The organism is Mycolicibacterium diernhoferi, from assembly GCF_019456655.1.
Classification (GTDB): domain Bacteria; phylum Actinomycetota; class Actinomycetes; order Mycobacteriales; family Mycobacteriaceae; genus Mycobacterium; species Mycobacterium diernhoferi.
This window is the reverse complement of sequence record NZ_CP080332.1, coordinates 4611470-4634501: the sequence shown is the minus strand read 5'-3', so window position 1 is coordinate 4634501 and position 23032 is coordinate 4611470. Positions and strand designations below refer to the sequence as shown.

Here is a 23032-nt window from a genome sequence, read left to right as displayed (position 1 = left end):
ACCCCCCGGGTCAGGTCATCGGACCTGGTTGAAGTCGTCGCGGACATAGAGCAGCGTGCACGTCGGCCACACGGTGTCCGGGTCGACGATCTCGGGCCAGTAGTAGTCGGTGCATTCGGCGGTGGTGCGTCCGCCGCCGAGTGCGAGCGCCGATGAGGTGAACCCGACGGGCTGCACGACGGGCTGCGGTTCGGACTCGGTCGGCGCCTCAACGACGTTGATGTAGACGTTCATCTTCGTCTCGGTCTTGCCGTCGGAGACGTACACGATGAAGCTGTCCTCGCCCAGGAACCCGGGCTCGGGTGTGTAGCTGAAGGTGCCGTCCGGATGGAGCGCCACCGTCCCGCGGCCGGAACCCTGGGCCATGCTGACCGTCCAGCCCTGATAGCGCGGATCACTCAGCAGACCCTCGAAGCCGGGGATGCGCAGTGTCGCACCCTGGGTGACGGTGTAGTGGTGCTCTGCGTACTCCTTGCCGGTGACCGTCACCGTGACGGTGGCGGCACTGGTGACCCCGCTGGGGTCGGTGATGCTGTAGCCGATACTCACCGACCCGACGAAGCCGGGATCCGGGGTGTAGACGAGCTTTCCGTCGAGCAGTTCGACCTTGCCGGACCGCGGCGGCGAATCGATCCGGACGGTCGGCGGCTTCTCGCCCGGGGCGTCATCGTTGGCCAGCACGTCGATGGTCACCGGGGAGGTGTTCGGAGTGGTGGCCCAGTCGTCGTTGGCGGTGGGCCCGGTCGGCTTCACCAGGATCGCGACCTTGACCGTGGCGGTGCTGGTGTGGCCGTTGCCGTCGGTGATCGAATACGTGAAGGTGTCGGAGTCCTGGGTCTGGTTTGCCCCGGCGATGTAGGTGAAAGTCCGGGTGCTCGGGTCGTATTCGACTTTTCCGTAGGTGGGCTGGCCGACCAGTTCGATCTTCAGTTCGCCGCCGGAATACTGGTCGTTCTTGAGGACGTCGATGGTCACTTTGTCGCCGGCGGTGACGGTGGCGGTGTCGTCGGTCGCGAGCGGGGGCTTGCCCGCGATCTGGATGGTCACCGTGGCGGTGCTTTGGCCGTGGGCGTCGATGATCGAGTAAGTAAAGGTGTCGGAGCCTTGGGTTTGGTTGGGGCCTGCGGTATAGGTGAATGTCCGTGTGGTGGCGTCGTATTCGACTGAACCGTGGGCGGGTTTGTCGACGAGTTCGATCTTCAGTTCGCCGCCGGAGTGCTGGTCGTTCTTGAGGACGTCGATGGTCACTTTGTCGCCGGCGGTGACGGTGGCGGTGTCGTCGGCCGCGAGCGGGGCGTTGCCCTGGACCTGGATGGTCACCTTTCCGATGGCGCTGTCTCCGTCGATATCGGTGACGGTGTACGAGAAGATGTCCGTCCCGGCGAATCCGGCGTGAGGGGTGTAGACGAAGGTGCCGTCGACACCCAGCACCACCGATCCGGAGCCGGGCTGACTGTGCAGGCTCACTGTCAGTGGTCCGTCACCGCCATGGCTGTACTGCAGTAGGTTCCCGGTCAGAGATGTCCCCGCAACCATGAGGTAGGTGTGGGACGACCCCCACGGAACCTGGTTGGCCGACGTCACAAAAACCTCAAAGTCGACCGCTACCACAAGTCCGAGTCCGAGTCCCAGCGCGTCGTAGCCAACGGTGAAGGTGTCTTCGCCGGTGTATTTCGGGTCGGCTTTGTATGTCACCATTCCGTCATTCGACACGGTCACAGCGCCGTGACTGGGTGCGACGAGAACCTGCAGGGAGAAAAGTCCAAGGGCGGTCGGCAGGACGTCTCGCGTATCGAAAGTGAACTCGCCGTTCGTGTCCGGGCCGAGCGACACCGTGATCGTCTGCCCGAGTGCGGAGGATCCGATGAACTCGTTGACGCCGGTGTTCCCTACGCCGGTGACGTCGCCATTGACGGTGGTGTTCTCCACGACGCCAGTGTTCCCGACGGCTTCGGTGTCCTTGACGACGATGTCCTTGACGACCGTGTCCTCCGGGACGTCCGTGGTCTCGCTTGTCGTCACGGCCGCCGGTGCGACCGCCCCGTCGGTCTGGATGTTCTCGGTGGACGCGCGGCGGGTCCAGGCCAGCAGCGCCCACAGCGCCGGTGATTCCGCCGGGGCGGTGTCACCCGCGGCGGTCGACGGCGACGGTGCCGCCACCGCCTCGGCCACCTCGACAGACGGTGTGGCCCTGGACAGTTCGGGTGCCGACACGGAATCGGTGTCCAGCGTGGACCGGGCGTCCGAGGTGATGGTGGCGGCGGGCTGGGCCTGGGGGGCGGGTGTCTGCCCGGCGACGGTGACACGCTTCGGTGCCGACACGGTCCGCGCCGAGATCGCCGTGGTGCGGGGCTTCACGGCCGAAGCGGCGGAGACCCGGGCCGCACGTGAGGTCGTCGAGGTCACCTTCGAATCGCGGCTGACCCGCTCGCCGGTCTGCGCGGTGGTGCGCGTGGAGACCCGCGGCTTGTCCGCCGGCCGCTTCACCGATTCGGCGCCGGTGCGCCGGGACCGATCGGGGGTCGACGTGGCCGAGTCCGACGCGGTGGAGGCGCCGGCCGAACCCGTGTCGTCGGCCCGAGCGGTGCCCGCCCCGAGGCTGGTGGCCACCGCGGCGCCGACGCCCAGGGCCACCGCGAGCGCTCCGATCCGTCCGACATGCCGGGCGTATCCCGCACCGCTCGACGGCATCTGGTCTGCTGCGGGGTGACTGGCGTGAACGTGCACGGTGTTGCCTTCCGACGTGGGCGGGGAACCCGGCTGGCCTGCGTGTAACCCTTTGATAACGGTTACGCGCAAAACTTACGCATAAGTCAATAAAAGTCTCCGGCAAATGGCGAAATTTGGCGAACGAAAATATTTGCCCGCGTCGGTGGTCTCGGGACGATGGCGCCGCCTAACCGGCCATCATGCGCCTGAACAGGCCATGCGTTGATATTCGGCGGTGCGGCGGGACCCGTGTTCGGCGTCGCAGTCCAGGAAAAGCGACAGCCCTGGCAAACAATTTGCCAGGGCTGTGCGTAAGGGAGAAAGAGCGGTGTCACGGCGGGGCGCGCCGTGACAATGCGCATTGCGAAATTCGCCGCTGACCGGCGTTTCGCGGTCGGCTGCTAGTTGGCGTGCAGGGCCTCGTTGAGCGTGATGCCGGTGCCGTCGCGCTTGACGACCTCGACCGCACCCGAGAGCGAATTGCGACGGAACAGCAGGTTGTTCGATCCGGAGAGCTCGACCGCCTTGACCGTCTGTCCGTCCGCGGTGCTGACCTTCGTGCCGCCGGTGACGTACAGCCCGGCCTCGACGACGCAGTCGTCGCCGAGCGAGATGCCCAGCCCGGCGTTGGCGCCCAGCAGGCACCGCTTGCCGACCCTGATGACCTCCTTGCCGCCGCCGGACAGGGTGCCCATGATCGACGCGCCGCCACCGATGTCGGATCCGTCGTCGACGACCACTCCGGCCGAGATCCGGCCCTCCACCATCGAGGTACCCAGGGTGCCGGCGTTGAAGTTGACGAAACCTTCATGCATGACGGTGGTGCCGCTGGCGAGGTGCGCGCCGAGACGGACCCGGTCGGCGTCGGCGATCCGCACCCCGGTCGGGGTCACGTAATCGACCATCCGGGGGAACTTGTCGATGCCGTACACCGCAACGGCGCCGCGGCGGCGCAGCTTGGCGCGCACCAGTTCGAAACCGTCGACCGCGGCGGGGCCGAAGTTCGTCCAGACCACATTGGCCAGCAGACCGAAGATGCCGTCCAGGTTGGCCTCGTGCGGCTTGGTCAGCCGGTGCGACAGCAGATGCAGGCGCAGGTACGCGTCATAGGTATCGATCGGCTTGTCGTCCAGCGACGCGATGGTGGTGCGCACCGCCACCACCTCGACGTCACGGTCGGCGTCCGGGCCGGTCAGGGCGGCCAGCGACTCGGCTACCTCGGCAACCGACAACCGGGTGGTGCCGGCCACACCGTCACCGGCCAGCTCGGGGTTGGGAAACCAGGTGTCCAGGACGGTTCCGTCGGCGGCGATGGTGGCCAGGCCGATACCAGATGCAGCAGTCACGTTGATTTAGGTTACTGGAGCAGATTCCACGGTCCATCCCCACCGGACTAGCCTCGAGGGCCATGGGCCTAGACCTGCGCGCTGATCCGATCGCACTGACCGCCGCACTGGTGGACATCCCCAGCGAATCCCGGCACGAACAACGCATCGCCGACGAGATCGAGCACGCCCTGCGCACCCAGGCCCCGCACTTCGAGGTCATCCGCAACGGCGACGCCGTGCTGGCCCGCACCAACCTCGGCCGCCCGTCGCGGGTACTGCTGGCCGGGCACACCGACACGGTGCCGGCTGCGGACAATCTGCCCAGCCGGGTCGAGGGCGGCCTGATGTACGGCTGCGGCACCTCGGACATGAAGTCCGGTGACGCGGTGTTCCTGCACCTGGCCGCGACCATCGCCGAACCGGCGCACGACCTCACCCTGGTCATGTACGACTGCGAGGAGATCGAGTCCAGTGCCAACGGGCTGGGCCGCATCGAACGTGAGTTGCCGGACTGGCTGACCGCCGACGTCGCGATCCTGGGCGAGCCGTCCGGTGGGTTCATCGAGGCCGGCTGCCAGGGCACCATCCGGGTGATCGTCGGCGCCGCGGGCACCCGGGCGCATTCGGCACGATCCTGGTTGGGCGACAACGCCATCCACAGACTCGGTGCGGTGCTCGACCGGCTGTCCCGGTACGAGGCCCGCAGTGTCGATATCGACGGCTGCGTCTACCGGGAGGGGTTGTCGGCGGTGCGCATCGACGGCGGTATCGCGGGCAACGTGATCCCCGATGCCGCCTCGGTGACGGTGAACTTCCGGTTCGCACCCGACCGCACCGTCGAGCAGGCCATCTCGCACGTACATGAGGTGCTCCACGGGCTGGAGGTGTCGTGCGAGGTCACCGACGCCGCCGCCGGCGCGTTACCCGGGTTGGCCAACCCGGCCGCCACGGCACTGGTCGCCGCCGCCGGTGGTCAGGTACGCGCCAAGTACGGCTGGACCGACGTCGCCCGGTTCGCCGCGCTGGGGATCGCCGCGGTCAACTACGGCCCCGGCGACCCCAACCTGGCGCACAAGGTCGACGAGCACGTCGAGACCGAAGCCATCACCGCGACCACCGAGACACTGCGGGCGTACTTAACCGCTTGACGCCGTCCGTAGCATGGATTTCGTGCTGGGAATCGACGACATCTCCGGGTAACACCCCGAGATCTCTTGCGTCGTCACTCACTCTGCGTCTGTCTGGAGTTCCCGCATGTCCATTGTCTGTTCCCATCTTTCGTTCAGTTGGTCCGATGACACCCCGGTGTTCACCGACCTGTCCTGCTCGTTCGGCCGGCGCCGCACCGGACTGGTGGCGCCCAACGGCGCCGGCAAGAGCACGCTGCTGCGGTTGATCGCCGGTGACCTGACACCGACATCCGGTGCGGTGTCGGTGGACGGTGTGCTGGGCCATCTGCCGCAGAACCTGCCGTTCCTGGCCGAGCACACCGTCGCCGATGTGCTCGGGCTGACTCCGGTGGTCGCCGCACTCGACGCGCTGGCCGCAGGCGATGTCAGTGATGCGGTCTTCACCGCCATCGGTGACGATTGGGACATCCAGGAGCGCTCGCGCGCCCAGTTGGACCGGCTCGGCCTGGGCGATCTGGACCTGGACCGGCGTCTTTCGACGCTGTCCGGCGGGCAGGTGGTGTCACTCGGCCTGACCGCGCAGTTGCTCCGCAGGCCCGATGTGCTGCTGCTGGACGAACCCACCAACAATCTGGATGTCGCTGCGCGCCGACGGCTCTACGAGGTTCTCGACGATTTCGGCGGCTGTCTGGTCGTGGTCAGCCATGATCGGATGCTGCTGGACCGGATGGAATCCATCGCGGAGTTGCGGTCCGGTGACGTCGAGTTCTACGGCGGCGGATTCAGTGACTATCAGAACGTCGTGCGGGCGGCCCAGGAACTCGCCCACAGCGAGGTGCGCAATGCCGAGCAGCAACTCAAGCGGCAGAAGCAGCAGATGCAGCAGGCTCGGGAACGCGCCGACCGCAGGGCCTCGACCGCCGCGCGCAATCTCAAGGATGCCGGACTGCCGAAAATCGTTGCCGGAAAACTGAAACGAGACGCCCAGATGTCCGCAGCCAAGGCCGACGATGTGCATGGCCGCCGTGTCGGGGAGGCCAGGGCCCGCCTCGACGAGGCCGAACGGGCCGTCCGTGACGATGCCGTGCTCACCCTGGACCTGCCCGACACCGAGGTGCCCGCGGGCCGGGTGGTGTTCAGCGGAACCGGGCTGAGCTCTTCGGTTTTCGACGAGGTGATGCTCGACATCCGTGGACCGGAACGGATTGCGTTGACCGGCGGCAACGGGGCCGGAAAGTCGACCCTGCTGCGGATCGTCTCCGGAGACCTGGAGCCCGGGCCGGCCACGGTGCAGCGGGGAGAGGGGCGCATCGCCTACCTGTCGCAGCGACTCGACCTGCTCGACGAGCGACGTTCGGTCGCCGAGAACCTGGCGGCATTCGCGCCCGGACTCTCGGTGACGCGGCGTCGGCATCTGTTGGCGCAGTTCCTGTTCCGTGGTGACCGTATCGATCTCCCGGTCTCGGCACTGTCCGGCGGCGAACGGTTACGGGCGACCCTGGCATGCGTGCTGGTCACCGAACCCGCCCCTCAGTTGCTGCTGCTGGACGAGCCCACCAACAATCTCGACCTGGCCGGCGTGGCTCAATTGGAGTCGGCGCTGGGCGCCTACCGGGGTGCGTTCGTGGTGGTGAGCCACGACGAGAGCTTCCTCGCCAATATCGGGGTCAGCCGCCGCCTGACGCTGGCCGACGGATCGCTACTGGCGACCTAGTCGACCTGCGGGCGCGTCGGTGCCGGCCGGGCCGGTTCGGTCGCCGCCACGGGTGCGTGACCCGAAACGACGTCACCGCCCGCCCGCACTTCGCGCTCCGGTGCCGGTTCGGCCTGCTCGCGTCGCTGCGCGCGGTCTTCGCGCTCGGTGTCATCCTCGGGCTTCTCGGCCGGCGTCCCGGCATCCGGACCGGCGTCGGGGGAGGCGGTCTGGCCCGCGGGGACGGCCTGCTGCACTCCCTGGAGGATCTGCTGGGGCACCTGCTGCAGGCCCTGCGCCAGGCCTTGCAGCGGAGCGGTGACCAGCTGAGCCAACTGCCCGACCTGCTGGCCGATCTGACCCATGATCTGACCCATCTGACCCATGGCGTCGGCACCGGGGGAGCCGGCCGCACCGTTTGCCGCCCGGGCGCCGGGACCGACCTGCGCACCCGCGCCGGAATCCGGCGACCCGGCCCTGCCCTCCAGCGCCGCGACGGCCGCATGCAGCCGGGACGCGCCCTCCTCGTCACCGGCGGTGTAGGCGTGGGCCGCCTTCTGCAGTAGATCGGAGATGGTGGATGCCGACGTGGACGTCGCGCCCACGGCGCCGGTGCGCTCGTGAAGCGCGGAGTGCAGGGCGGTGCTGACCGCGGAGGCGATGGCGCCGTGGCTGTTCTGCACACCGGCCCCGTCGGTGCCGGCCAGTCCGGACAGCCCGGCAGCCACTTGGGCGTGGCGTTTCGAGTAGTTCAGCACGCCGTCCGTCTGGACGAAGAGTGGATCGGTCATCTGTGTGCCCCCGTCGCTCCCAGCAAGTCTATGGCGGGGGAGCCGGAGGGTTCTGCGGAAGTTTTCGGTGTCTGCGGCCGTCGATCACCCACCCGGGTGGCGGTGCCACCGGGTACGAAGCCGCCGACCCCTATGCGGTCGGGTTCGAGGCCGGGATCGAGTAGGCCGAGTGGACCGAGCGAACCGAGCGGACTCCCAAGTCGGTCCCCCTCGGGCCATAACGCGGCTCCCGCATCAGGCGCGGGAACGTGACCGGAAATTCGAACGGACCGGCAAACGGACCGTCCACGGTGACGTCTACGGTCGGGTCGGTGGCGGGTGCGGCCCCGGCGATTGGTGCGGCAATGAGTGTGCCGGCGGCAATCGCAGCGGCTACCGCGCCGATGATGATGTTTTTCATGTCATGGCCCCATCTGCAAAAGAATTAGCCATTGACCATGGTAGGCGTCGAATGCGAAAGCCGCCGCCGGCTCGTGTCCCGAATTTAAAGCACACTGCTAGAGGGGGTGCTTAGGTGTCCTTATCTGTGCATATAGAACAGTCGTACCGTTGTGGCAATGATGATCAGGTCGAATCAGGCCCGATGGGGTTGAGTTTGATCAGTCAAATTCGGATATCGCAAAGAGTTTGCTAACTCACCGGTCCGCGGGTCGGTGGGTTGGCTGCGATGGCGAAACTGCAGTCGCGGAGGTTCGTCTCATCGACGGCTCCTTCTGGCAAGGTCACCGTAGGACTGGAAACGCACGGCGCGCTGTGGCCCGCCGTAAGGTTCACTGGAGCCGACCACTCCCGAGATGTGTGAGTTACGTTGAGGCCGAGATGATTTGGTTTCGCTACCGGTTGCCCGGGACCTTCATCACCGTGAGAATGTCCTGCGGAGGCGATACGGATTCCGTGCCGGGGACCGGTGGTAGATAGCCCTGCACTGCGGAGGTGACAGCCCCGGAGAGCACTCGGGCGAACTCGGTGGTGATGTGGCTGCCGTCCCGGTAGACCAGCGTGTTACCGATGATGGTGGGGCAGTTGGTGTCATTGCAGATCAGCTCGGTGAAATCGACATAGGAGACGTTGTCGAACCGCTCCGCCACATTTCGCTCGACGGCACGCAATTCTTCGTTCAGGGCCTCTGGGCGTTGCAGCGCGCAGTAGTCGGCCTCGTCGGAGAAACGGGCCAGGCAGATCGAGGGGGTGACCCCGATGGAGGGGGTGTCGGCGAGCAGGACGATATGTGATTCGGCGGGGAGTCGTTCGATCGCCGCGGTCAGTGCCTGTTGCCAGAGCTCGCCCGGGTTCGGCAGGTCCTCGAGGTATCGCTTCCCGAAGTTGCCGAGCAGGATCAGCGCGGGCGGGTCGGCCGCCAGTTTGGCGGCCACCGCCTCCACCCAGGCGGGGCAGCTGGCGTAGGGCAGGTGCGACGGCGGGGCCGCGGGGCAACCGCTCTTGGTGTGCGATTCCAGGCGCACCGCGCCGCTGTCGGCGAGCGGCTGCAGCGCCGGGAACCACTGTGCGGCATGGGAGTCACCGAACAGCACGACCCGCGGTGCGGCCGGATTCGACCCGATGACGCAGTCGGCGAGGCCGGCGTCGTGCAGGGACCGGTGGCATCCGTTGTCATAGAGCACCGAGTTGTCGTCGTCCACCTCTGCGAGCGTCGGTATCAGATTGCTCGGAACGTAGTCGGTGCCGACCGGGCTCGCGGCGAGCGCCACGTCGGGAGCGGGCTTACCGGCGTCCAGTTTCGGTTGGATGAGCAGCCCCGCCGTCACGGCGGTCGCCACGATGGTCGCCATCGCACCGGCCGTCACGCCGAAGGTGCGGCGCGGACGTGCGGCGCGCAGCCACTCCAGGCGCTGGCCGGGTACCTCGACGTAGGTGTACAACAGCCAGGCCAGCGGCAGGCAGGCCAGCGCCAAGGCGATCCGCGCCCACATCGGCAGCTGATCCATGTACGCGCCGGCGGCGACGGGCAGCACCAGAACCGGCCAGTGCACGAGGTACAGCGAGTAGGAGATGTCGCCGATCCAGGTGACCGGTCGCACGCTGAGCACGGCCGCCGGGCCACCCGGCGCGGTGCCGGCCGCAATCAGCAGGGCCGCGCCCAGCACCGGGATCGCCACCGCCGAACCGGGATAGACGGTCTTGATGGTGAACACCATTCCGGACCCGAGGACCGCCGCCAGGCCGATCCAGCCCAGCACCGCCGCCACCCGCGGTGCGAACAACCTGCGCCCGTCGAGCAGGGCCAGCGCCACCAGTGCACCGAGTCCGAACTCCCACATCCGGGCCGGCAGCATGAAGAACGCGGCCGGTTGGGCCGCGGTGGTGAGATAAAGGCACACCACAAAGGACAGCACCACCATCACCGACATCGCGATCGCCATCGTCCAGCGCGCTGTGAAGAAGCGGAATAGCAGGGCGAGCAGCAGCGGCCACAGCAGATAGAACTGTTCCTCCACGCCCAGCGACCAGTAGTGCAGGAACAGCGACGGGGTCTTCTCCGCGAGGTAGTCGGTGGCGTTGTGGACGAACCACATGTTGGGGACGTAGAAGACGGCAGCGATCGCGTCCTGCACCACGTAGCGGAACTGGATGGGGGACACCAGCAAACGAGCTGCCACGACGGTGGCGAGGATGACCAGGAAGGCTGCCGGTAACAGTCGGCGCACCCGGCGGGCGTAGAAGGACGCGAAGCCGATGCCGCCCCGATTCCGCAGCGACTCAAGGAGATGGGTACTGATGAGGAATCCGGAGATGACGAAAAAGACGTCGACGCCGACATAGCCGCCGCCGAACCCGGGGATCTCGGCGTGGAACAACACGACGAGCATGACGGCGACCGCGCGCATGCCTTGGATATCGAGGCGCTTCTCCCGAACGGCCGCGGTCTGGTCCGGTTCCTTGATGGTGCTGCTCCCCGTCGTGCCCATGTAATTGACGACCAAACACTAGGGCGTTGCAAGAGTGTTCGCAGCCCGTTGTGGCAAGGACCGGCGGGCCGATCTACCGGGTAGGTCGCGGGCCGCCCGGACTCGTTCTCGATATTCCGAACGCAGCGAGCCTTTTGGCAACGGACTCCAGGCGGGTGTCGTCTCGGCCAGCCAGGGCACGCGCATGTTCGAGTGCCAAACCAGCGAATGTGCAGTCCATTTCGAGCGCGGCGATGCTCTCGCCCGCCCGATTGTCGCCGAGACATGCGGCGTCGTGCAGTGCGCGCACTGCCACTGCGGATTGCCCGCCGCGTGCCGCCGCACGCGCTGCATCGCGGGCGGCCGCCACGGCGCCAACCGGGTCGCGGCGTGCCGAGCAGGTCCAGGCCCGCGCCAGCGCCAGTTCGGGCGCGAACAACATCGACTTCAGGCCGTGCCGGGATTCGGCGCGCGCCAACGCCTTGGCCGCGTCCACCGCCCGGCCCTGCCTGCCCAGCGCCTGGGCCGACAACATCCATGCCAACGGTCCCCACGAGTACCCGGTGACCGACAGCGCGGTGGCCGCCTCCCACAGCAGCGACACCGCCTCGTCCAGCTCGCCGCGAGTCAGCAGGACCTCGCCCAGCAACACCTGCGCGATGGCCGACGACGGCTGTGCCGGAGCTGCGAGTTGGCGCGCCAACGACTCGGCGCGGTCCAGTTCGCCGGCCATCGTCAGCGCGGTGGTCTGCCCGAACGCGGAGGTGAACCGCAGCAGCCCGGGGTGCCCGGCCGCGCTCGCCCGCATCGCCAGGGAGTCCACCGGCGCGAACCGGCCCATCCGGGCGGCCGACAGCGCCGCCGTCGAGGCCGCCCAGCCGATGGCCCGGTCCTCGGCGTCCGGTGTTCTCAATACGGCCTCGGCAAGATCGAGTGCCCGTTGCGGGCTGCCGGCGTTCATCGCGAAGGTGCTCAGCAACGCATCCACCGTCGTCGCGGACTGCAGCCGCGCGCGGGTGGCCCGCAGGAAGGCGGTGGCCCGCTCCGGCTCGTCGAGCATCCAGAACTGGTTGGCCGCCCGCGGCAGCGCCCATGCGACCAGATCCGCCTCGGCGAGGGTGCCCGGGTCGACCTCGGCGAGCACCGCATCGGCGTCCCGGCCGCGGCCCTGCCAGGCCAGCGCCTGGGCCAGCGTCAACCGGGCCGGCAACGACTCGCCGGCGCGCAACGCCGCGCGAGCCAGGTCCTCGGCGGCCGCGAGGTCTCCGCGACCGAGCGCGTCGGCGGCCGCGCCCGCAGGACTGGGCGGCATGGGCACCGTCGCAGTGTATGGCGGTCGGCGACGCGACCAGGGGGAAACCGGCGGTAGGTTTGGGCTGTGTCCGATGCGCCCGAAACCAGCCCGTGGGCCGTCTGCGTGTACTGCGCATCCGGTCCGACCCACCCCGAATTGCTCGAACTCGCCACCGCTGTCGGCAGGGCCATCGCCGACCGCGGTTGGACCCTGGTCTCCGGTGGCGGCAACGTCTCGGCGATGGGCGCGGTCGCCGACGGAGCCCGTCAGCGCAACGGTCGGACCATCGGCGTCATCCCGAAGGCGCTGGTGCACCGCGAACTCGCCGACGTCCAAGCCGACGAACTGGTGGTCACCGACACCATGCGGGAACGCAAGCAGGTGATGGAGGAGCGCGCCGACGCGTTCATCGCGCTGCCCGGCGGCATCGGCACCCTGGAGGAGTTCTTCGAGGCCTGGACCGCGGGTTACCTCGGGATGCACGACAAACCGATCGTCATGCTCGACCCGTTCGGTCACTACGACGGTCTGTTGAGCTGGTTGCGCAGCCTGGTGGACACCGGTTACGTCGGCGAACGCGCCCTGGAGCGGTTGGTACTGGTCAGCGATGTTGAGACGGCTCTCAGCGCATGTGGCCCCAGTCACTAGGCTAGGTCAGCATGAGTGAGGATTTCACCCGCGCCAGCGTCGGCCTGCTTGACATCGCCGGCAAAATTCCAGGTCTGCTGTTCGACATCCCGGCCATCATCCGGGGCGTGGTCACCGGCATGGGCGCCCGCCCGAGCGCCGAGACCTCGATCGGCAAGGTCTTCCAGGAACGCGCCGCCCAGTACGGGGACCGGATCTTCCTGAAGTTCGAGGATCAGCGCATCACCTACCGGCAGGCCAACGAGACGGTCAACCGGTATGCCGCGGTGCTCGCGGCCCGGGGAGTGGGGCACGGCGACGTCGTCGGCATCATGTTGCGCAACTCCCCGGACGCGGTGCTGCTGATGCTGGCGACCGTCAAGTGCGGCGCCACCGCCGGCATGCTCAACTACCACCAGCGCGGCAAGGTGCTCGCCCACAGCATCGGGCTGCTGGACGCCAAGGCCGTGGTCGCCGAGTCCGATCTGATCGAGCCGATCACCGACAGCGGTGTGCAGACCGACGGTCTGATCACCCTCGAGGAGCTCAAACAGGCCGCCGTCACCGCACCGACCACCAACCCGGCGGCCACCGCCGCGGTGTTGGCCAAGGACAAGGCGTTCTACATCTTCACCTCGGGAACCACCGGGATGCCCAAGGCCAGCGTCATGACGCACTACCGCTGGTTGCGGGCGCTCGCCGGCTTCGGCGGTCTCGGGCTGCGGCTGAACAGCAACGACACCCTCTACTGCTGCCTGCCGCTCTACCACAACAACGCCCTGACCGTCGCGGTCGGTTCGGCGCTGAACGCGGGAGCCGCTCTGGCGCTGGGGAAGTCGTTCTCCGCATCCCGGTTCTGGGACGAGGTGATCGGCTACGACGCCACCGCGTTCGTCTACATCGGGGAGATCTGCGGGTACCTGCTCAACCAGCCGCCCAAGCCGACCGACCGCCAGCACAAGGTCCGGGTGATCTGCGGGAACGGGCTGCGACCGGCTATCTGGGACGAGTTCACCGACCGCTTCGGCATCCCGCGGGTCTGTGAGTTCTACGCCGCCAGTGAGGGAAACACCGCGTTCGTCAACGTGTTCAACGTGTCGAAGTCCACCGGCATCTGCCCGAGCCCCGTCGCGTTCGTCGAATACGACTTGGAGACAGGCGAACCCGCGCGCGGCGCCGACGGCCGACTGCGCAAGGTCAAGCGCGGGCAGCCCGGCCTGCTGCTGTCCAAGGTGAGCAGTTTCCAGCCGTTCGACGGCTACACCGACAAGTCGGCGTCGGAGAAGAAGCTGGTGCGCGACGCCTTCAAGGACGGCGACGTCTGGTTCAACACCGGTGACCTGATGCGGTCGCAGGGCTTCGGGCACGCGGCCTTCGCCGACCGGCTCGGCGACACCTTCCGGTGGAAGGGGGAGAACGTCGCCACCACCCAGGTGGAGGCCGGGCTGTCCGGGGATTCGCAGGTCGAGGAGGCCGCGGTGTTCGGCGTCGAGGTACCCGGTGCCGGTGGCCGCGCGGGAATGGTTGCGCTGCAGCTCAAGACGGGTGTCGATTTCGACGGTGCCGCGCTGGCGAAGACGGCGTTCGCGCACCTGCCCGCCTATGCGGTGCCGCTGTTCGTCCGGATCGTGCCCGAGCTGGCGCACACCTCGACGTTCAAGAGTCAGAAGGTCGATCTGCGCAAGCAGGGCTACGGCGAGGACGTCGAGGACCCGCTGTACGTGCTGGCCGACCGGACCGAGGGCTACGTGCCCTTCTATCCGGAGTACGTCGACGAGGTCAAGGACGGCAAGCGCCCCAAGTAGCGCCTCGCGTAGCGCGCGAAACACGCGTACCGGTCGCTGTCGTAGGCGGCGGTTTCAAGTCGTGGTTGCAACAGCGGGTGGTTTAGGCGGGTCTGACAGTAATGCGTCGAGGGCTTCGGCGGGTGTTCTCCAGCCCAGGGTCTGGCGGGGTCGGTTGTTGAGTTTGGCGGCGACGTAGTCGAGGTAGTCGGCGGGAAAGACCGATAGGTCAGTGCCTTTGGGGAAGTATTGGCGCAGGAGGCCGTTGGTGTTCTCGTTGGTGCCTCGTTGCCAGGGTGAGTGCGGATCGCAGAAGTAGATGTCGAGATCGGTGGCTGCAGCGATCTTGGCGTGGTTGGCCATTTCGATGCCCTGGTCCCAGGTCAGCGTGCGGGCCATGATCGCGGGCAGCTGGGCGATTTTGGCCACGATGGCCTCTTGGACTGCCAGGGCGCCGTGGTTATCGGGTAGGTGCAGCAGGATCACGAACCGGGTGCTGCGTTCGACCAGGGTGCCGATCGCGGACTTGTTTTCCGTTCCAGTGATCAGGTCGCCTTCCCAATGGCCGGGGATGGCACGATCCTCGACCTCGGCAGGCCGGTCACTGATGCTGACCATGTCCCGGATACGCGGGCGTCGCTGGTCGGGGCGGTGCTGCGGTTTGCGCAGTGCTCGACCCGTGCGCAAACACGTGTGCAAGTCGCGGCGCAGATTCCCCTTGCCCTGCACGTAGATTGCCTGGTAGATCGTCTCGTGCGACACCCACATCTCCGGATCGTCGGGGAACTCCCACCGTAACCGGTGGGCGATCTGGGCTGGGCTGTGCTGTTCGTGGCCCAACCGGTACTGCACGGCATCGCGCAGCCGCGCATTGGTGGCCAGCTTGCCCGCCTTGGGGCGTCGAGCCCGGTGCTCGGAGCGGACCTGGGCCAGCAACGCGTCGTACTTCAACCTCGTGGTGCGACCGCTCTGGCGGGCCCCGAAGCGTTCCTTGCGCCGGTAGCCGGACTTGCCGCCATTGTGGGCGGCGATGGCACCATTGACGTCGAGTTCGTATTTGATCGTCGAGGCCGGCCGGCCCAAGCTGCGCCCTATCGAGTTCAGCGATTCATAGTTGTGCACGCCGATCTGGATCCGGATCCGATCAGCCAGATCCAGGCGCCGTCGCCGACCGTTCTTCCTAGGGGCAGTGAACTGGGGTTTCACCCCGCCAGCGTCAGCGAACCACGTGACCCCAGTCGTTACCGACACGCCGGCAGCCACAGCGGCCTGACGTTCGGTCAGGCCGGCACCGATATGACCCCAAAACGCTTCACGAACAGACCTGAGCGATCTCCGAGACAACAGCACTCCTCAAGTAGTGCTGTTGCATCCACCCCTTGAAGCCAAGGGCTCGGCAGCGACGGGTACGCGAGTTTCGCCGCTCACCAACCGGGTCTGGGCAGCGAAAATGCACCGGATCTGGCGGCCTATAGCCTGGAAGCGTGCAGTCGACTTTCCTGGGCCGCCCGGTGGCGGGTGATCGAGCGCTGATCATGGCAATCGTCAACCGCACCCCGGACTCCTTCTATGACCGCGGCGCCACGTTCACCGACGAGGCCGCCAAGGAGGCCGCCCACCGGGTGATCTCCGAGGGCGCCGACATCGTCGACATCGGTGGCGTCAAGGCCGGCCCGGGTAACACGGTGGACGCCGACGAGGAGATCGCCCGGGTGGTGCCGTTCATCGAATGGCTGCGCGGTGCCTATCCCGACCAACTCATCAGCGTCGACACCTGGCGCGCGACCGTCGCCAAACAGGCCTGCGCGGCCGGTGCCGACCTCATCAACGACACCTGGGCCGGAGCCGACCCGGGGCTGCCCGAGGTGGCCGCCGAATTCCAGGCCGGGCTGGTCTGTTCGCATACCGGCGGCGCGATTCCGCGGACCCGGCCGTTCCGGGTGAACTACGGCATCACCGAACGCGGTGTGGTCGACGACGTGATCGCCGAGGTGACCTCGGCGGCCGAACGTGCGGTCGCGGTCGGGGTACCGCGGGACGCGATAGTGATCGATCCCACTCACGATTTCGGCAAGAACACTTACCACGGTCTTAGTTTGTTGCGCCATGTGAAAGATCTTGTAAACACGGGATGGCCGGTCCTGATGGCCCTGAGTAACAAGGATTTTGTCGGGGAGACTCTGGGGGTGGGACTGACCGAGCGCCTGGAGGGCACGCTGGCGGCGACGGCTCTGGCCGCCGCCGACGGAGCCGCCATGTTCCGGGTTCACGAGGTCGGTCCCACTCGACGCGTACTGGAAATGGTCGCGTCGATCCGCGGATCGCGTCCGCCGACGCGCACGGTAAGGGGACTGGCATGACGGTGATATCGGAGCTGACACCAGAACTGGCCGAGATCGACGACACTGACGCGGTGACAGGGCACCGCTGGATGACAGACCACAGTTTCGGTCGTCCGTCCTGGACCGTGGAGGAGTTGATCGCCGCGAAAGCGGGCCGCACCGTCTCGGTGGTGCTCCCGGCGCTCAACGAGGAGGAGACCGTCGGCTCGGTGGTGGAGACCATCTCCCCGCTGCTCGGCGGACTGGTCGACGAACTGATCGTGCTGGATTCCGGATCCACCGACGACACCGAGATCCGGGCCCTGGCGGCAGGCGCCCGGGTGGTCAGCCGCGAGACGGCGCTGCCCGAGCTGGCACCGCGCCCCGGTAAGGGTGAGGTGCTGTGGCGGTCGCTCGCCGCCACCACCGGCGACCTGGTGGTGTTCGTCGACTCCGACCTGATCGACCCGGACCCGATGTTCGTGCCCAAGCTGCTCGGGCCGCTGTTGACGACCGAGGGTGTGCATCTGGTCAAGGGGTTCTACCGGCGGCCGCTCAAGGTGAGCGGGAGCGAGGACAAGAGCGGCGGCGGACGGGTCACCGAACTGGTCGCCAGGCCGCTGCTGGCCGCGCTGCGACCCGAGCTGACGTGCGTGATGCAGCCGCTCGGCGGTGAGTACGCCGGCACCCGGGAGCTGCTGACCTCGGTGCCGTTCGCGCCCGCCTACGGCGTCGAGATCGGCCTGCTGGTCGACACCTACAACCGCTACGGCCTGGACGGCATCGCCCAGGTCAATCTGGGCGTGCGCGAACACCGCAACCGGCCGCTGACCGAACTGGCCTCGATGAGCCGGCAGGTCATCGCCACGCTGCTGTCGCGGTGCGGCATCGAGGACTCCGGTGTCGGTCTCACCCAGTTCTTCGCCGACGGCGACGACTACACCGCGCGCACCTCGTCGGTGTCGCTGGCCGACCGACCGCCGATGAACACGTTGCGACCGCCGCGATAGCGTCGCCGGCCTGACCCTTCCGGTGCCGACGAGCACGGAGTCTGGCTGATCCCGATGTCCGACCGGTAGGGCAGTATCGAGAGCGTGACGTTGATATTGCTGTACCTGGTGGTGCTGATCCTGGTCGGTGCCGTGTTGTTTGCCCTGGGCAGTGTGTTGTTCGGCCGTGGGGAGCGACTGCCGCCGCTGCCCCACGCCACCACGGCGACGGTGCTGCCCGCCTCCGGGGTGACCGGCAGCGACGTCGATGAGCTCAAGTTCACCCAGACCCTGCGGGGGTACAAGACCAGCGAGGTGGACTGGGTGCTGGACCGGCTCGGCGCCGAACTCGACTCGTTGCGTGGCGAGTTGGCCGCGCTGCGGGCCGCCTACGGGCTCGATGATGACGAGCAGCCGGCCGAGCACGCGCCCGCACACGCCCGGTCGGACGAATCATGAGCGATCCGGCCGCGCCCGACGGCCGCATCCGATGCGGCTGGGTGCCAACCGATTCCAGCCCCAACGGCATGCTCTATCGGGAGTACCACGACACCGAGTGGGGCATGCCGCTGCGTGGCACCGTGGCGCTGTTCGAGCGGGTCAGCCTGGAGGCCTTCCAGAGCGGGTTGTCCTGGCTGACCATTCTGCGCAAGCGGGAAGGGTTCCGGCGCGCGTTCGAGGGCTTCGAGGTGGAGAAGGTGGCCCGCTTCACCGACCGGGATGTCGCCCGGCTGATGGAGGACGCCGAGATCGTGCGCAACCGCGCCAAGATCGAGGCGACGATCAACAACGCCCGCGCGATCGCCGACCTGGATGTCGAGCTGTCGGATTTGCTGTGGTCGTTCGCTCCGCCGGCCCGGCCGCGGCCGGCGGAGCTGTCCGCGGTCCCCGCGGTCACGCCGGAATCCACCGCCATGGCCAAGGAGCTCAAGCGCCGGGGGTTCCGTTTCGTGGGGCCGACGACGGCGTATGCGTTGATGCAGGCGACCGGAATGGTCGACGACCACACGGCCTCCTGCTGGGTCCCGGCACGGGGGTAACCGCTGTCGATCCGGTCACGGTCGGGGCCTTTCGCCGGGTCTTTTCACACCACAGCGCTCCCATAGGGAACAATAGGAGAAGTTCAGTACCAATTCTGTGCCGGTACATGCCGGCTTGATCGGGTCCGTCCAGTGCGGGCCGGCTCAGCGGAGGGAGCACACGATGGCGGCCATGAAGCCCCGGACCGGTGACGGTCCTTTGGAAGCGACCAAAGAGGGGCGCGGCATCGTGATGCGGGTACCACTGGAAGGGGGTGGGCGGCTCGTGGTCGAGCTGACCCCCGATGAGGCCGCCGCGCTCGGCGAAGAACTCAAGAATGTGACCAGCTAGGCACAGCACCCACGGTGCCGCGCCAGCCGGAGATCCGGCTAGCGCGTCACCAGGTTGTAGATCCGGAGCGTCTCCTCGGCGATGTGTGCCCAGGAGAACTCTTCGATGCACCGCTGCCGCCCGGCCGCGCCGTAGCGGCGGGCCCGCTCCGGCTCGGCCACCAGGGTGTTGACCGCCTCGGCGAGCCGGGTCTCGTAGCAGGCCGTGTCGGTGGCGTCGTAGTGCACCAGCAGCCCGGTCTCGTGATCGGCCACCACCTCGGGGATGCCGCCGACATCGCTGGCGACCACCGCCGTCGAACAGGCCATCGCCTCCAGATTCACGATGCCCAGCGGCTCGTACACCGACGGGCACACGAAAACTGCTGATGCCGAGAGAATTTCACGGATCTTGCCGATCGGCAGCATCTCCCGCACCCAGAACACGCCCGAGCGCGCCGCGGCCAGATCCTGCACGGCGGCGCTGATCTCCGCCGCGATCTCCGGGGTGTCGGGGGCGCCGGCACAGAGCACCAGTTGGATCTCGGGATCGAATTTGTGTGCCGCGGCGATCAGGTGAGCGACGCCCTTCTGCCGGGTGATCCGCCCGACGAACGCCACGATCGGCCGGTTCGGGTCGACCCCGAGCTCGGCCAGCACCGAACCCTCCGACTCCGGGGGCGCCGGATACCAGACCGCGGTGTCGATGCCGTTGCGCACCACGTGCACCCGGGCGGGGTCCAGGGCCGGGTAGGTGGCCAGCACGTCGTTGCGCATACCGGAGCTCACCGCGATGACCGCGTCGGCCGCTTCCACGGCGGTGCGTTCCACCCAGGACGACACCCGGTACCCGCCGCCGAGCTGCTCGGCCTTCCAGGGGCGCATCGGTTCCAGCGAGTGGGCGGTCAGCACGTGCGGGATGTCGTGTAGCAGCGCGGCCAGATGGCCTGCCATCCCGGTGTACCAGGTGTGCGAATGCGCCACCGTCGCCCCCGCCGCCGCGTTGGCCATCACCAGGTCCGCCGACAGCGTGGACAGCGCCGGGTTGGCGCCCGCCAGTGCCGGGTCGGGTGCGGCGACGATCGCGGTGTCCCGCGGCGCGCCCATGCAGTGCACGTCGACCTCGCACAACCGCCGCAGCTGTGCGACGAGCTCGGTCACGTGCACACCTGCCCCGCCGTACACCTCGGGCGGATACTCCCGGGACATCATTGCCACGCGCATGTGAGCACGGTAACGGGCGGCCGTTCGCAACGCACCTCCCATCCAGTTCGCGAATCATGATCAGCGCCCGGACATGTCGATCGGCGCTTTTACACCGCGACCGGCGGGACTTCGATCGGCAGTTTGGCTAGCCGCACTGCGGCAGGCCAGATAGGTTGGCAGCATGAGGGAAGCGCCACATGTGCTGGGCATCGTCCTGGCTGGAGGGGAGGGTAAACGGCTTTACCCACTCACGGCAGACCGGGCGAAGCCGGCGGTGCCGTTCGGCGGTGGCTACCGGTTGATCGACTTCGTGCTGTCGAACCTCGTGAATGCCCGGTTCCTGCGCATCTGCGTTCTGACGCAATACAAATCGCATTCGCTGGATCGGCACATCTCGCAGAACTGGCGGTTGTCCGGGCTCGCCGGTGAGTACATCACCCCGGTGCCCGCGCAGCAGCGGCTCGGCCCTCGCTGGTACACCGGTTCGGCCGACGCGATCTACCAGTCGATGAACCTGATCTACGACGAGGACCCGGACTACATCGTCATCTTCGGTGCCGACCACGTGTACCGGATGGACCCCGAACAAATGCTGCAGCACCACATCGAGAGCGGGGCCGGCGCGACGGTGGCCGGCATCCGGGTGCCGCGTTCGGAGGCCTCGGCGTTCGGCTGCATCGACGCCGACGAGTCCGGCCGGATCCGGGGCTGGGTGGAGAAGCCCGCCGACCCGCCCGGCACCCCGGACGACCCGGAACAGACCTTCGCCTCGATGGGCAACTACATCTTCACCACCAAGGTGCTCATCGACGCCATCAAGGCCGACGCCGACGAGGACCACTCCGATCACGACATGGGCGGGGACATCATTCCGCGGCTGGTCGCCGACGGGATGGCCGGCGTCTACGACTTCGATGACAACGAGGTCCCCGGCGCCACCGAACGCGACCACGGGTACTGGCGTGACGTCGGGACGCTGGACGCGTTCTACGACGCGCACATGGATCTGGTCTCGGTGCATCCGGTGTTCAACCTGTACAACAAGCGCTGGCCGATCCGCGGCGGTGCGGAGAACCTGGCGCCGGCCAAGTTCGTCAACGGCGGACCCGCGCAGGAGTCCGTGGTGGGTGCCGGCAGCATCATCTCGGCTGCCTCGGTGCGCAATTCGGTGCTGTCGTCCAACGTCGCGATCGAGGACGGCGCCATCGTGGAGGGCAGCGTCCTGATGCCGGGTGTGCGGATCGGACGCGGCGCGGTGGTGCGCCGGGCGATCCTGGACAAGAACGTGGTCGTCGGCCCCGGCGAGATGGTCGGGGTGGATCTGGAGAAGGACCGCGAGCGGTTCTCCATCAGCTCCGGCGGTGTGGTCGCCGTCGGTAAGGGCGTGTGGATCTAACCGGTCGCGGTCGGTTTGCGCCGTCGCCGGCGCCACACCTGGAACACCGCGAACGCGACCAGTGCCAGCGCGACCAGCACCAGCAGCGGTAGCAGCAGCGAGACGAACACCAGCCCGACGCTGGTGACGTCCTCGGCGGTGCTCAGCACCGGCGCGGCCATACCCGCGGAGCCGAGGTTGGCGACCGGGCGGACCGCGGATTTCGTCAGCGACACGACGAGCGCGGTGACGATGCCGAGGACGACCCCGATCCACTGTCCCGACGAGGCGAAGGCCCCGGGATCGGTGACGGCCGCGGTCTCGGCGGCGGTGCCGGACCCGAAGACGATGCCCCCGGCGGTCGGGCGCGCGAAGGTCTGCACCGCGTCGTTCACCGAGTCCAGCGCGGGGATCTTGTCCGCGACGATCTCGACCACCAGCAGGACCGCCACGATCAGCATCACCCAGCCGTTCTCCAGCCAGGACCAGCCGGCGGGCAACGTGACCAGATCGGTGAACCGGGACAGCAGCCCCAGGGCCAGCAGCGGGATGTAGGCGTTGAGTCCCGCCGCGGTCGCCAGCCCGAACCCGGTGAGCAGTTCCATGGGGTCAGTATGCGATCCGGTGGCGCGGACCTAGGAGCTTCGGCGCGGGTTGCTCTTACCGGTCGGGCGGTCGTGCGGCGGGACCACCGGCGTGTTACGGGGGGTGCGCCCCTTGCCGGCGACGGTGGCGATCGTGCGTCGGCACCGCGGGCAGATCGGCTTGCCGGCGATGTCGACCGTCCAGTTCTTCCCGCCACCCGGGCACGGTCTTGCGGTCATGAGCGAAGCCTATCCGGCCGAAGAATTCACCAGACGTGCGGTAACAGCCGGTAGCGCACCTGCCCGCAGTATTCGCGGTAGCCGGGCAACTGTTCGGTGAGCATCGCCTCCTCGTCGAGGATTCTGACGACCAGCACGGCCAGCATGGGGACGAGGACGAGCAGGCCCCACAGTGACCCCAGTGCCGGCGGTGTGCCGACCATCATCACCGTCACGGCGGTGTACATCGGGTGCCGCACCACGGCGTACAGACCGGTCGACACCAGCGTCTGCTCGGCATCCACGGTGATGTTGGCTGCGGCATAGCGGTTCTGGAAGATCACCCACTGGGCCACGCTCAGCCCGACCGCCACCAGCACCAACCCGGTGATGGCGCCCGCCGTCGGCACCGACGACCAGCCGAACCGGTGATCGAGCACGCTGACGATCAGGCATACGGTCACCGCGACGGTGAATCCGGCCGCGGCGATGCGTTGGGCCGGACGGGTTTCGGCCGTCGGGCCGGCACGCATGCGGCGGGCCAACGTGGCGGGGTCGGTGACCGCCAGGTAGGCACTCGGTGCCAGCGTGGTGACCATGAACACGAGCAGGAACGCCCAGCCCTGCCAGTAGTCCAGGGTGCCGGCCGGCACGAACAGGACCGCGGCGAAGAACGCCAGGCCAACCAGTGTCGACGCGATGAACTGCACGGCAAGCTTCACGGTCG

The 23032-nt window shown here is 67.8% G+C and carries 20 protein-coding genes and 1 pseudogene; 10 read left to right on the top strand and 11 right to left on the bottom strand.

Features of this window, described 5'->3' with window-relative positions; genetic code table 11:
- Positions 1 to 15 precede the first annotated feature (15 nt).
- Positions 16 to 2691, bottom strand: a complete 2676-nt coding sequence (locus tag K0O62_RS21860; RefSeq protein ID WP_073858837.1) for an Ig-like domain-containing protein — start codon at positions 2689 to 2691, stop codon at positions 16 to 18.
- Between the two features lie 419 nt (positions 2692 to 3110).
- Positions 3111 to 4055: a 2,3,4,5-tetrahydropyridine-2,6-dicarboxylate N-succinyltransferase gene (gene dapD, locus K0O62_RS21855; RefSeq protein WP_073858838.1), complete on the bottom strand. Its 945-nt coding sequence runs from the start codon at positions 4053 to 4055 to the stop codon at positions 3111 to 3113.
- A 62-nt stretch (positions 4056 to 4117) separates the two neighbouring features.
- Between dapD and dapE the strand changes: the two genes are divergently transcribed.
- Entirely contained in the window at positions 4118 to 5185 is a 1068-nt protein-coding gene (gene dapE, locus K0O62_RS21850) for a succinyl-diaminopimelate desuccinylase (RefSeq protein WP_073858839.1), read from the top strand.
- 106 nt (positions 5186 to 5291) lie between these two features.
- Entirely contained in the window at positions 5292 to 6881 is a 1590-nt protein-coding gene (locus K0O62_RS21845; RefSeq protein WP_073858840.1) for an ABC-F family ATP-binding cassette domain-containing protein, read from the top strand.
- Here K0O62_RS21845 and K0O62_RS21840 read toward each other — a convergent pair.
- The 4 genes and pseudogenes from K0O62_RS21840 to K0O62_RS21825 all read right to left on the bottom strand — a co-directional run.
- Complete coding sequence (locus K0O62_RS21840) at positions 6878 to 7651, bottom strand: type VII secretion target (protein ID WP_073858841.1); 774 nt, start codon at positions 7649 to 7651, stop codon at positions 6878 to 6880. The two genes, K0O62_RS21845 and K0O62_RS21840, sit on opposite strands and share 4 nt — an antisense overlap.
- Before the next feature lie 130 nt (positions 7652 to 7781).
- Entirely contained in the window at positions 7782 to 8051 is a 270-nt protein-coding gene (locus tag K0O62_RS21835) for a hypothetical protein (protein ID WP_073858842.1), read from the bottom strand.
- A 433-nt stretch (positions 8052 to 8484) separates the two neighbouring features.
- Entirely contained in the window at positions 8485 to 10578 is a 2094-nt protein-coding gene (locus tag K0O62_RS21830; protein ID WP_073858843.1) for an acyltransferase family protein, read from the bottom strand.
- A 73-nt stretch (positions 10579 to 10651) separates the two neighbouring features.
- A pseudogene (locus K0O62_RS21825) lies at positions 10652 to 11848 on the bottom strand (AAA family ATPase); the annotation flags it as partial.
- Positions 11849 to 11935: 87 nt separating this feature from the next.
- Here K0O62_RS21825 and log point away from each other — a divergent pair.
- Together log and fadD6 are read left to right on the top strand one after the other, a co-directional pair.
- Positions 11936 to 12499 carry a cytokinin riboside 5'-monophosphate phosphoribohydrolase gene (log, locus tag K0O62_RS21820; RefSeq protein WP_073858845.1) on the top strand — a complete coding sequence of 188 codons (564 nt, stop codon included), beginning with the start codon at positions 11936 to 11938 and terminating at the stop codon, positions 12497 to 12499.
- Between the two features lie 11 nt (positions 12500 to 12510).
- Positions 12511 to 14283, top strand: a complete 1773-nt coding sequence (gene fadD6 / locus K0O62_RS21815) for a long-chain-acyl-CoA synthetase FadD6 (RefSeq protein ID WP_073858846.1) — start codon at positions 12511 to 12513, stop codon at positions 14281 to 14283.
- A gap of 54 nt (positions 14284 to 14337) precedes the next feature.
- Here the strand turns inward: fadD6 and K0O62_RS21810 are convergent, their stop codons facing one another.
- Entirely contained in the window at positions 14338 to 15606 is a 1269-nt protein-coding gene (locus K0O62_RS21810) for an IS30 family transposase (protein ID WP_207551014.1), read from the bottom strand.
- Positions 15607 to 15746: 140 nt separating this feature from the next.
- Between K0O62_RS21810 and folP the strand changes: the two genes are divergently transcribed.
- The 5 genes from folP to K0O62_RS21785 all read left to right on the top strand — a co-directional run bounded on the left by folP (position 15747) and on the right by K0O62_RS21785 (position 18943).
- Positions 15747 to 16622, top strand: coding sequence for a dihydropteroate synthase (gene folP, locus K0O62_RS21805; RefSeq protein WP_073858396.1), 876 nt, complete (start codon positions 15747 to 15749; stop codon positions 16620 to 16622).
- Between the two features lie 71 nt (positions 16623 to 16693).
- Positions 16694 to 17593 (top strand): glucosyl-3-phosphoglycerate synthase, encoded by a 900-nt coding sequence (locus K0O62_RS21800; protein ID WP_205870752.1) that lies wholly within the window; start codon positions 16694 to 16696, stop codon positions 17591 to 17593.
- 84 nt (positions 17594 to 17677) lie between these two features.
- Positions 17678 to 18031: a DivIVA domain-containing protein gene (locus K0O62_RS21795; protein ID WP_073858394.1), complete on the top strand. Its 354-nt coding sequence runs from the start codon at positions 17678 to 17680 to the stop codon at positions 18029 to 18031.
- Positions 18028 to 18612, top strand: coding sequence for a DNA-3-methyladenine glycosylase I (locus K0O62_RS21790; RefSeq protein WP_073858393.1), 585 nt, complete (start codon positions 18028 to 18030; stop codon positions 18610 to 18612). Before K0O62_RS21795 ends, K0O62_RS21790 begins: the two co-directional genes overlap by 4 nt.
- A gap of 163 nt (positions 18613 to 18775) precedes the next feature.
- Entirely contained in the window at positions 18776 to 18943 is a 168-nt protein-coding gene (locus K0O62_RS21785) for a DUF3117 domain-containing protein (protein ID WP_066857137.1), read from the top strand.
- 38 nt (positions 18944 to 18981) lie between these two features.
- Here the strand turns inward: K0O62_RS21785 and glgA are convergent, their stop codons facing one another.
- Positions 18982 to 20145: a glycogen synthase gene (gene glgA, locus K0O62_RS21780; RefSeq protein WP_073858392.1), complete on the bottom strand. Its 1164-nt coding sequence runs from the start codon at positions 20143 to 20145 to the stop codon at positions 18982 to 18984.
- Positions 20146 to 20308: 163 nt separating this feature from the next.
- Between glgA and glgC the strand changes: the two genes are divergently transcribed.
- Positions 20309 to 21523 (top strand): glucose-1-phosphate adenylyltransferase, encoded by a 1215-nt coding sequence (glgC, locus tag K0O62_RS21775; protein ID WP_220045469.1) that lies wholly within the window; start codon positions 20309 to 20311, stop codon positions 21521 to 21523.
- Here glgC and K0O62_RS21770 read toward each other — a convergent pair.
- From K0O62_RS21770 to K0O62_RS21760, 3 genes are read right to left on the bottom strand one after another with little or no spacing between them, the layout of a single operon-like run.
- A complete protein-coding gene (locus K0O62_RS21770) occupies positions 21520 to 22107 on the bottom strand; it encodes a DUF4126 domain-containing protein (RefSeq protein ID WP_073858390.1) in 588 nt (195 codons plus the stop codon). The genes glgC and K0O62_RS21770 overlap by 4 nt on opposite strands.
- A 30-nt stretch (positions 22108 to 22137) precedes the next feature.
- Positions 22138 to 22326, bottom strand: a complete 189-nt coding sequence (locus K0O62_RS21765) for a hypothetical protein (RefSeq protein WP_073858389.1) — start codon at positions 22324 to 22326, stop codon at positions 22138 to 22140.
- A 26-nt stretch (positions 22327 to 22352) separates the two neighbouring features.
- Positions 22353 to 23027 (bottom strand): methyltransferase family protein, encoded by a 675-nt coding sequence (locus K0O62_RS21760; protein WP_073858388.1) that lies wholly within the window; start codon positions 23025 to 23027, stop codon positions 22353 to 22355.
- Between the last annotated feature and the right edge of the window lie 5 nt (positions 23028 to 23032).

Bases quoted from the DNA above. Each gene is read 5' to 3' on its own strand.
- K0O62_RS21860 (WP_073858837.1), bottom strand. From the start codon at position 2,691: ATGCCGTCGAGCGGTGCGGGATACGCCCGGCATGTCGGACGGATCGGA.
- dapE (WP_073858839.1), top strand. From the start codon at position 4,118: ATGGGCCTAGACCTGCGCGCTGATCCGATCGCACTGACCGCCGCACTG.
- K0O62_RS21845 (WP_073858840.1), top strand. From the start codon at position 5,292: ATGTCCATTGTCTGTTCCCATCTTTCGTTCAGTTGGTCCGATGACACC.
- K0O62_RS21840 (WP_073858841.1), bottom strand. From the start codon at position 7,651: ATGACCGATCCACTCTTCGTCCAGACGGACGGCGTGCTGAACTACTCG.
- K0O62_RS21835 (WP_073858842.1), bottom strand. From the start codon at position 8,051: ATGAAAAACATCATCATCGGCGCGGTAGCCGCTGCGATTGCCGCCGGC.
- K0O62_RS21830 (WP_073858843.1), bottom strand. From the start codon at position 10,578: ATGGGCACGACGGGGAGCAGCACCATCAAGGAACCGGACCAGACCGCG.
- fadD6 (WP_073858846.1), top strand. From the start codon at position 12,511: ATGAGTGAGGATTTCACCCGCGCCAGCGTCGGCCTGCTTGACATCGCC.
- K0O62_RS21800 (WP_205870752.1), top strand. From the start codon at position 16,694: ATGACAGACCACAGTTTCGGTCGTCCGTCCTGGACCGTGGAGGAGTTG.
- K0O62_RS21790 (WP_073858393.1), top strand. From the start codon at position 18,028: ATGAGCGATCCGGCCGCGCCCGACGGCCGCATCCGATGCGGCTGGGTG.
- K0O62_RS21785 (WP_066857137.1), top strand. From the start codon at position 18,776: ATGGCGGCCATGAAGCCCCGGACCGGTGACGGTCCTTTGGAAGCGACC.
- glgA (WP_073858392.1), bottom strand. From the start codon at position 20,145: ATGCGCGTGGCAATGATGTCCCGGGAGTATCCGCCCGAGGTGTACGGC.
- glgC (WP_220045469.1), top strand. From the start codon at position 20,309: ATGAGGGAAGCGCCACATGTGCTGGGCATCGTCCTGGCTGGAGGGGAG.
- K0O62_RS21770 (WP_073858390.1), bottom strand. From the start codon at position 22,107: ATGGAACTGCTCACCGGGTTCGGGCTGGCGACCGCGGCGGGACTCAAC.
- K0O62_RS21765 (WP_073858389.1), bottom strand. From the start codon at position 22,326: ATGACCGCAAGACCGTGCCCGGGTGGCGGGAAGAACTGGACGGTCGAC.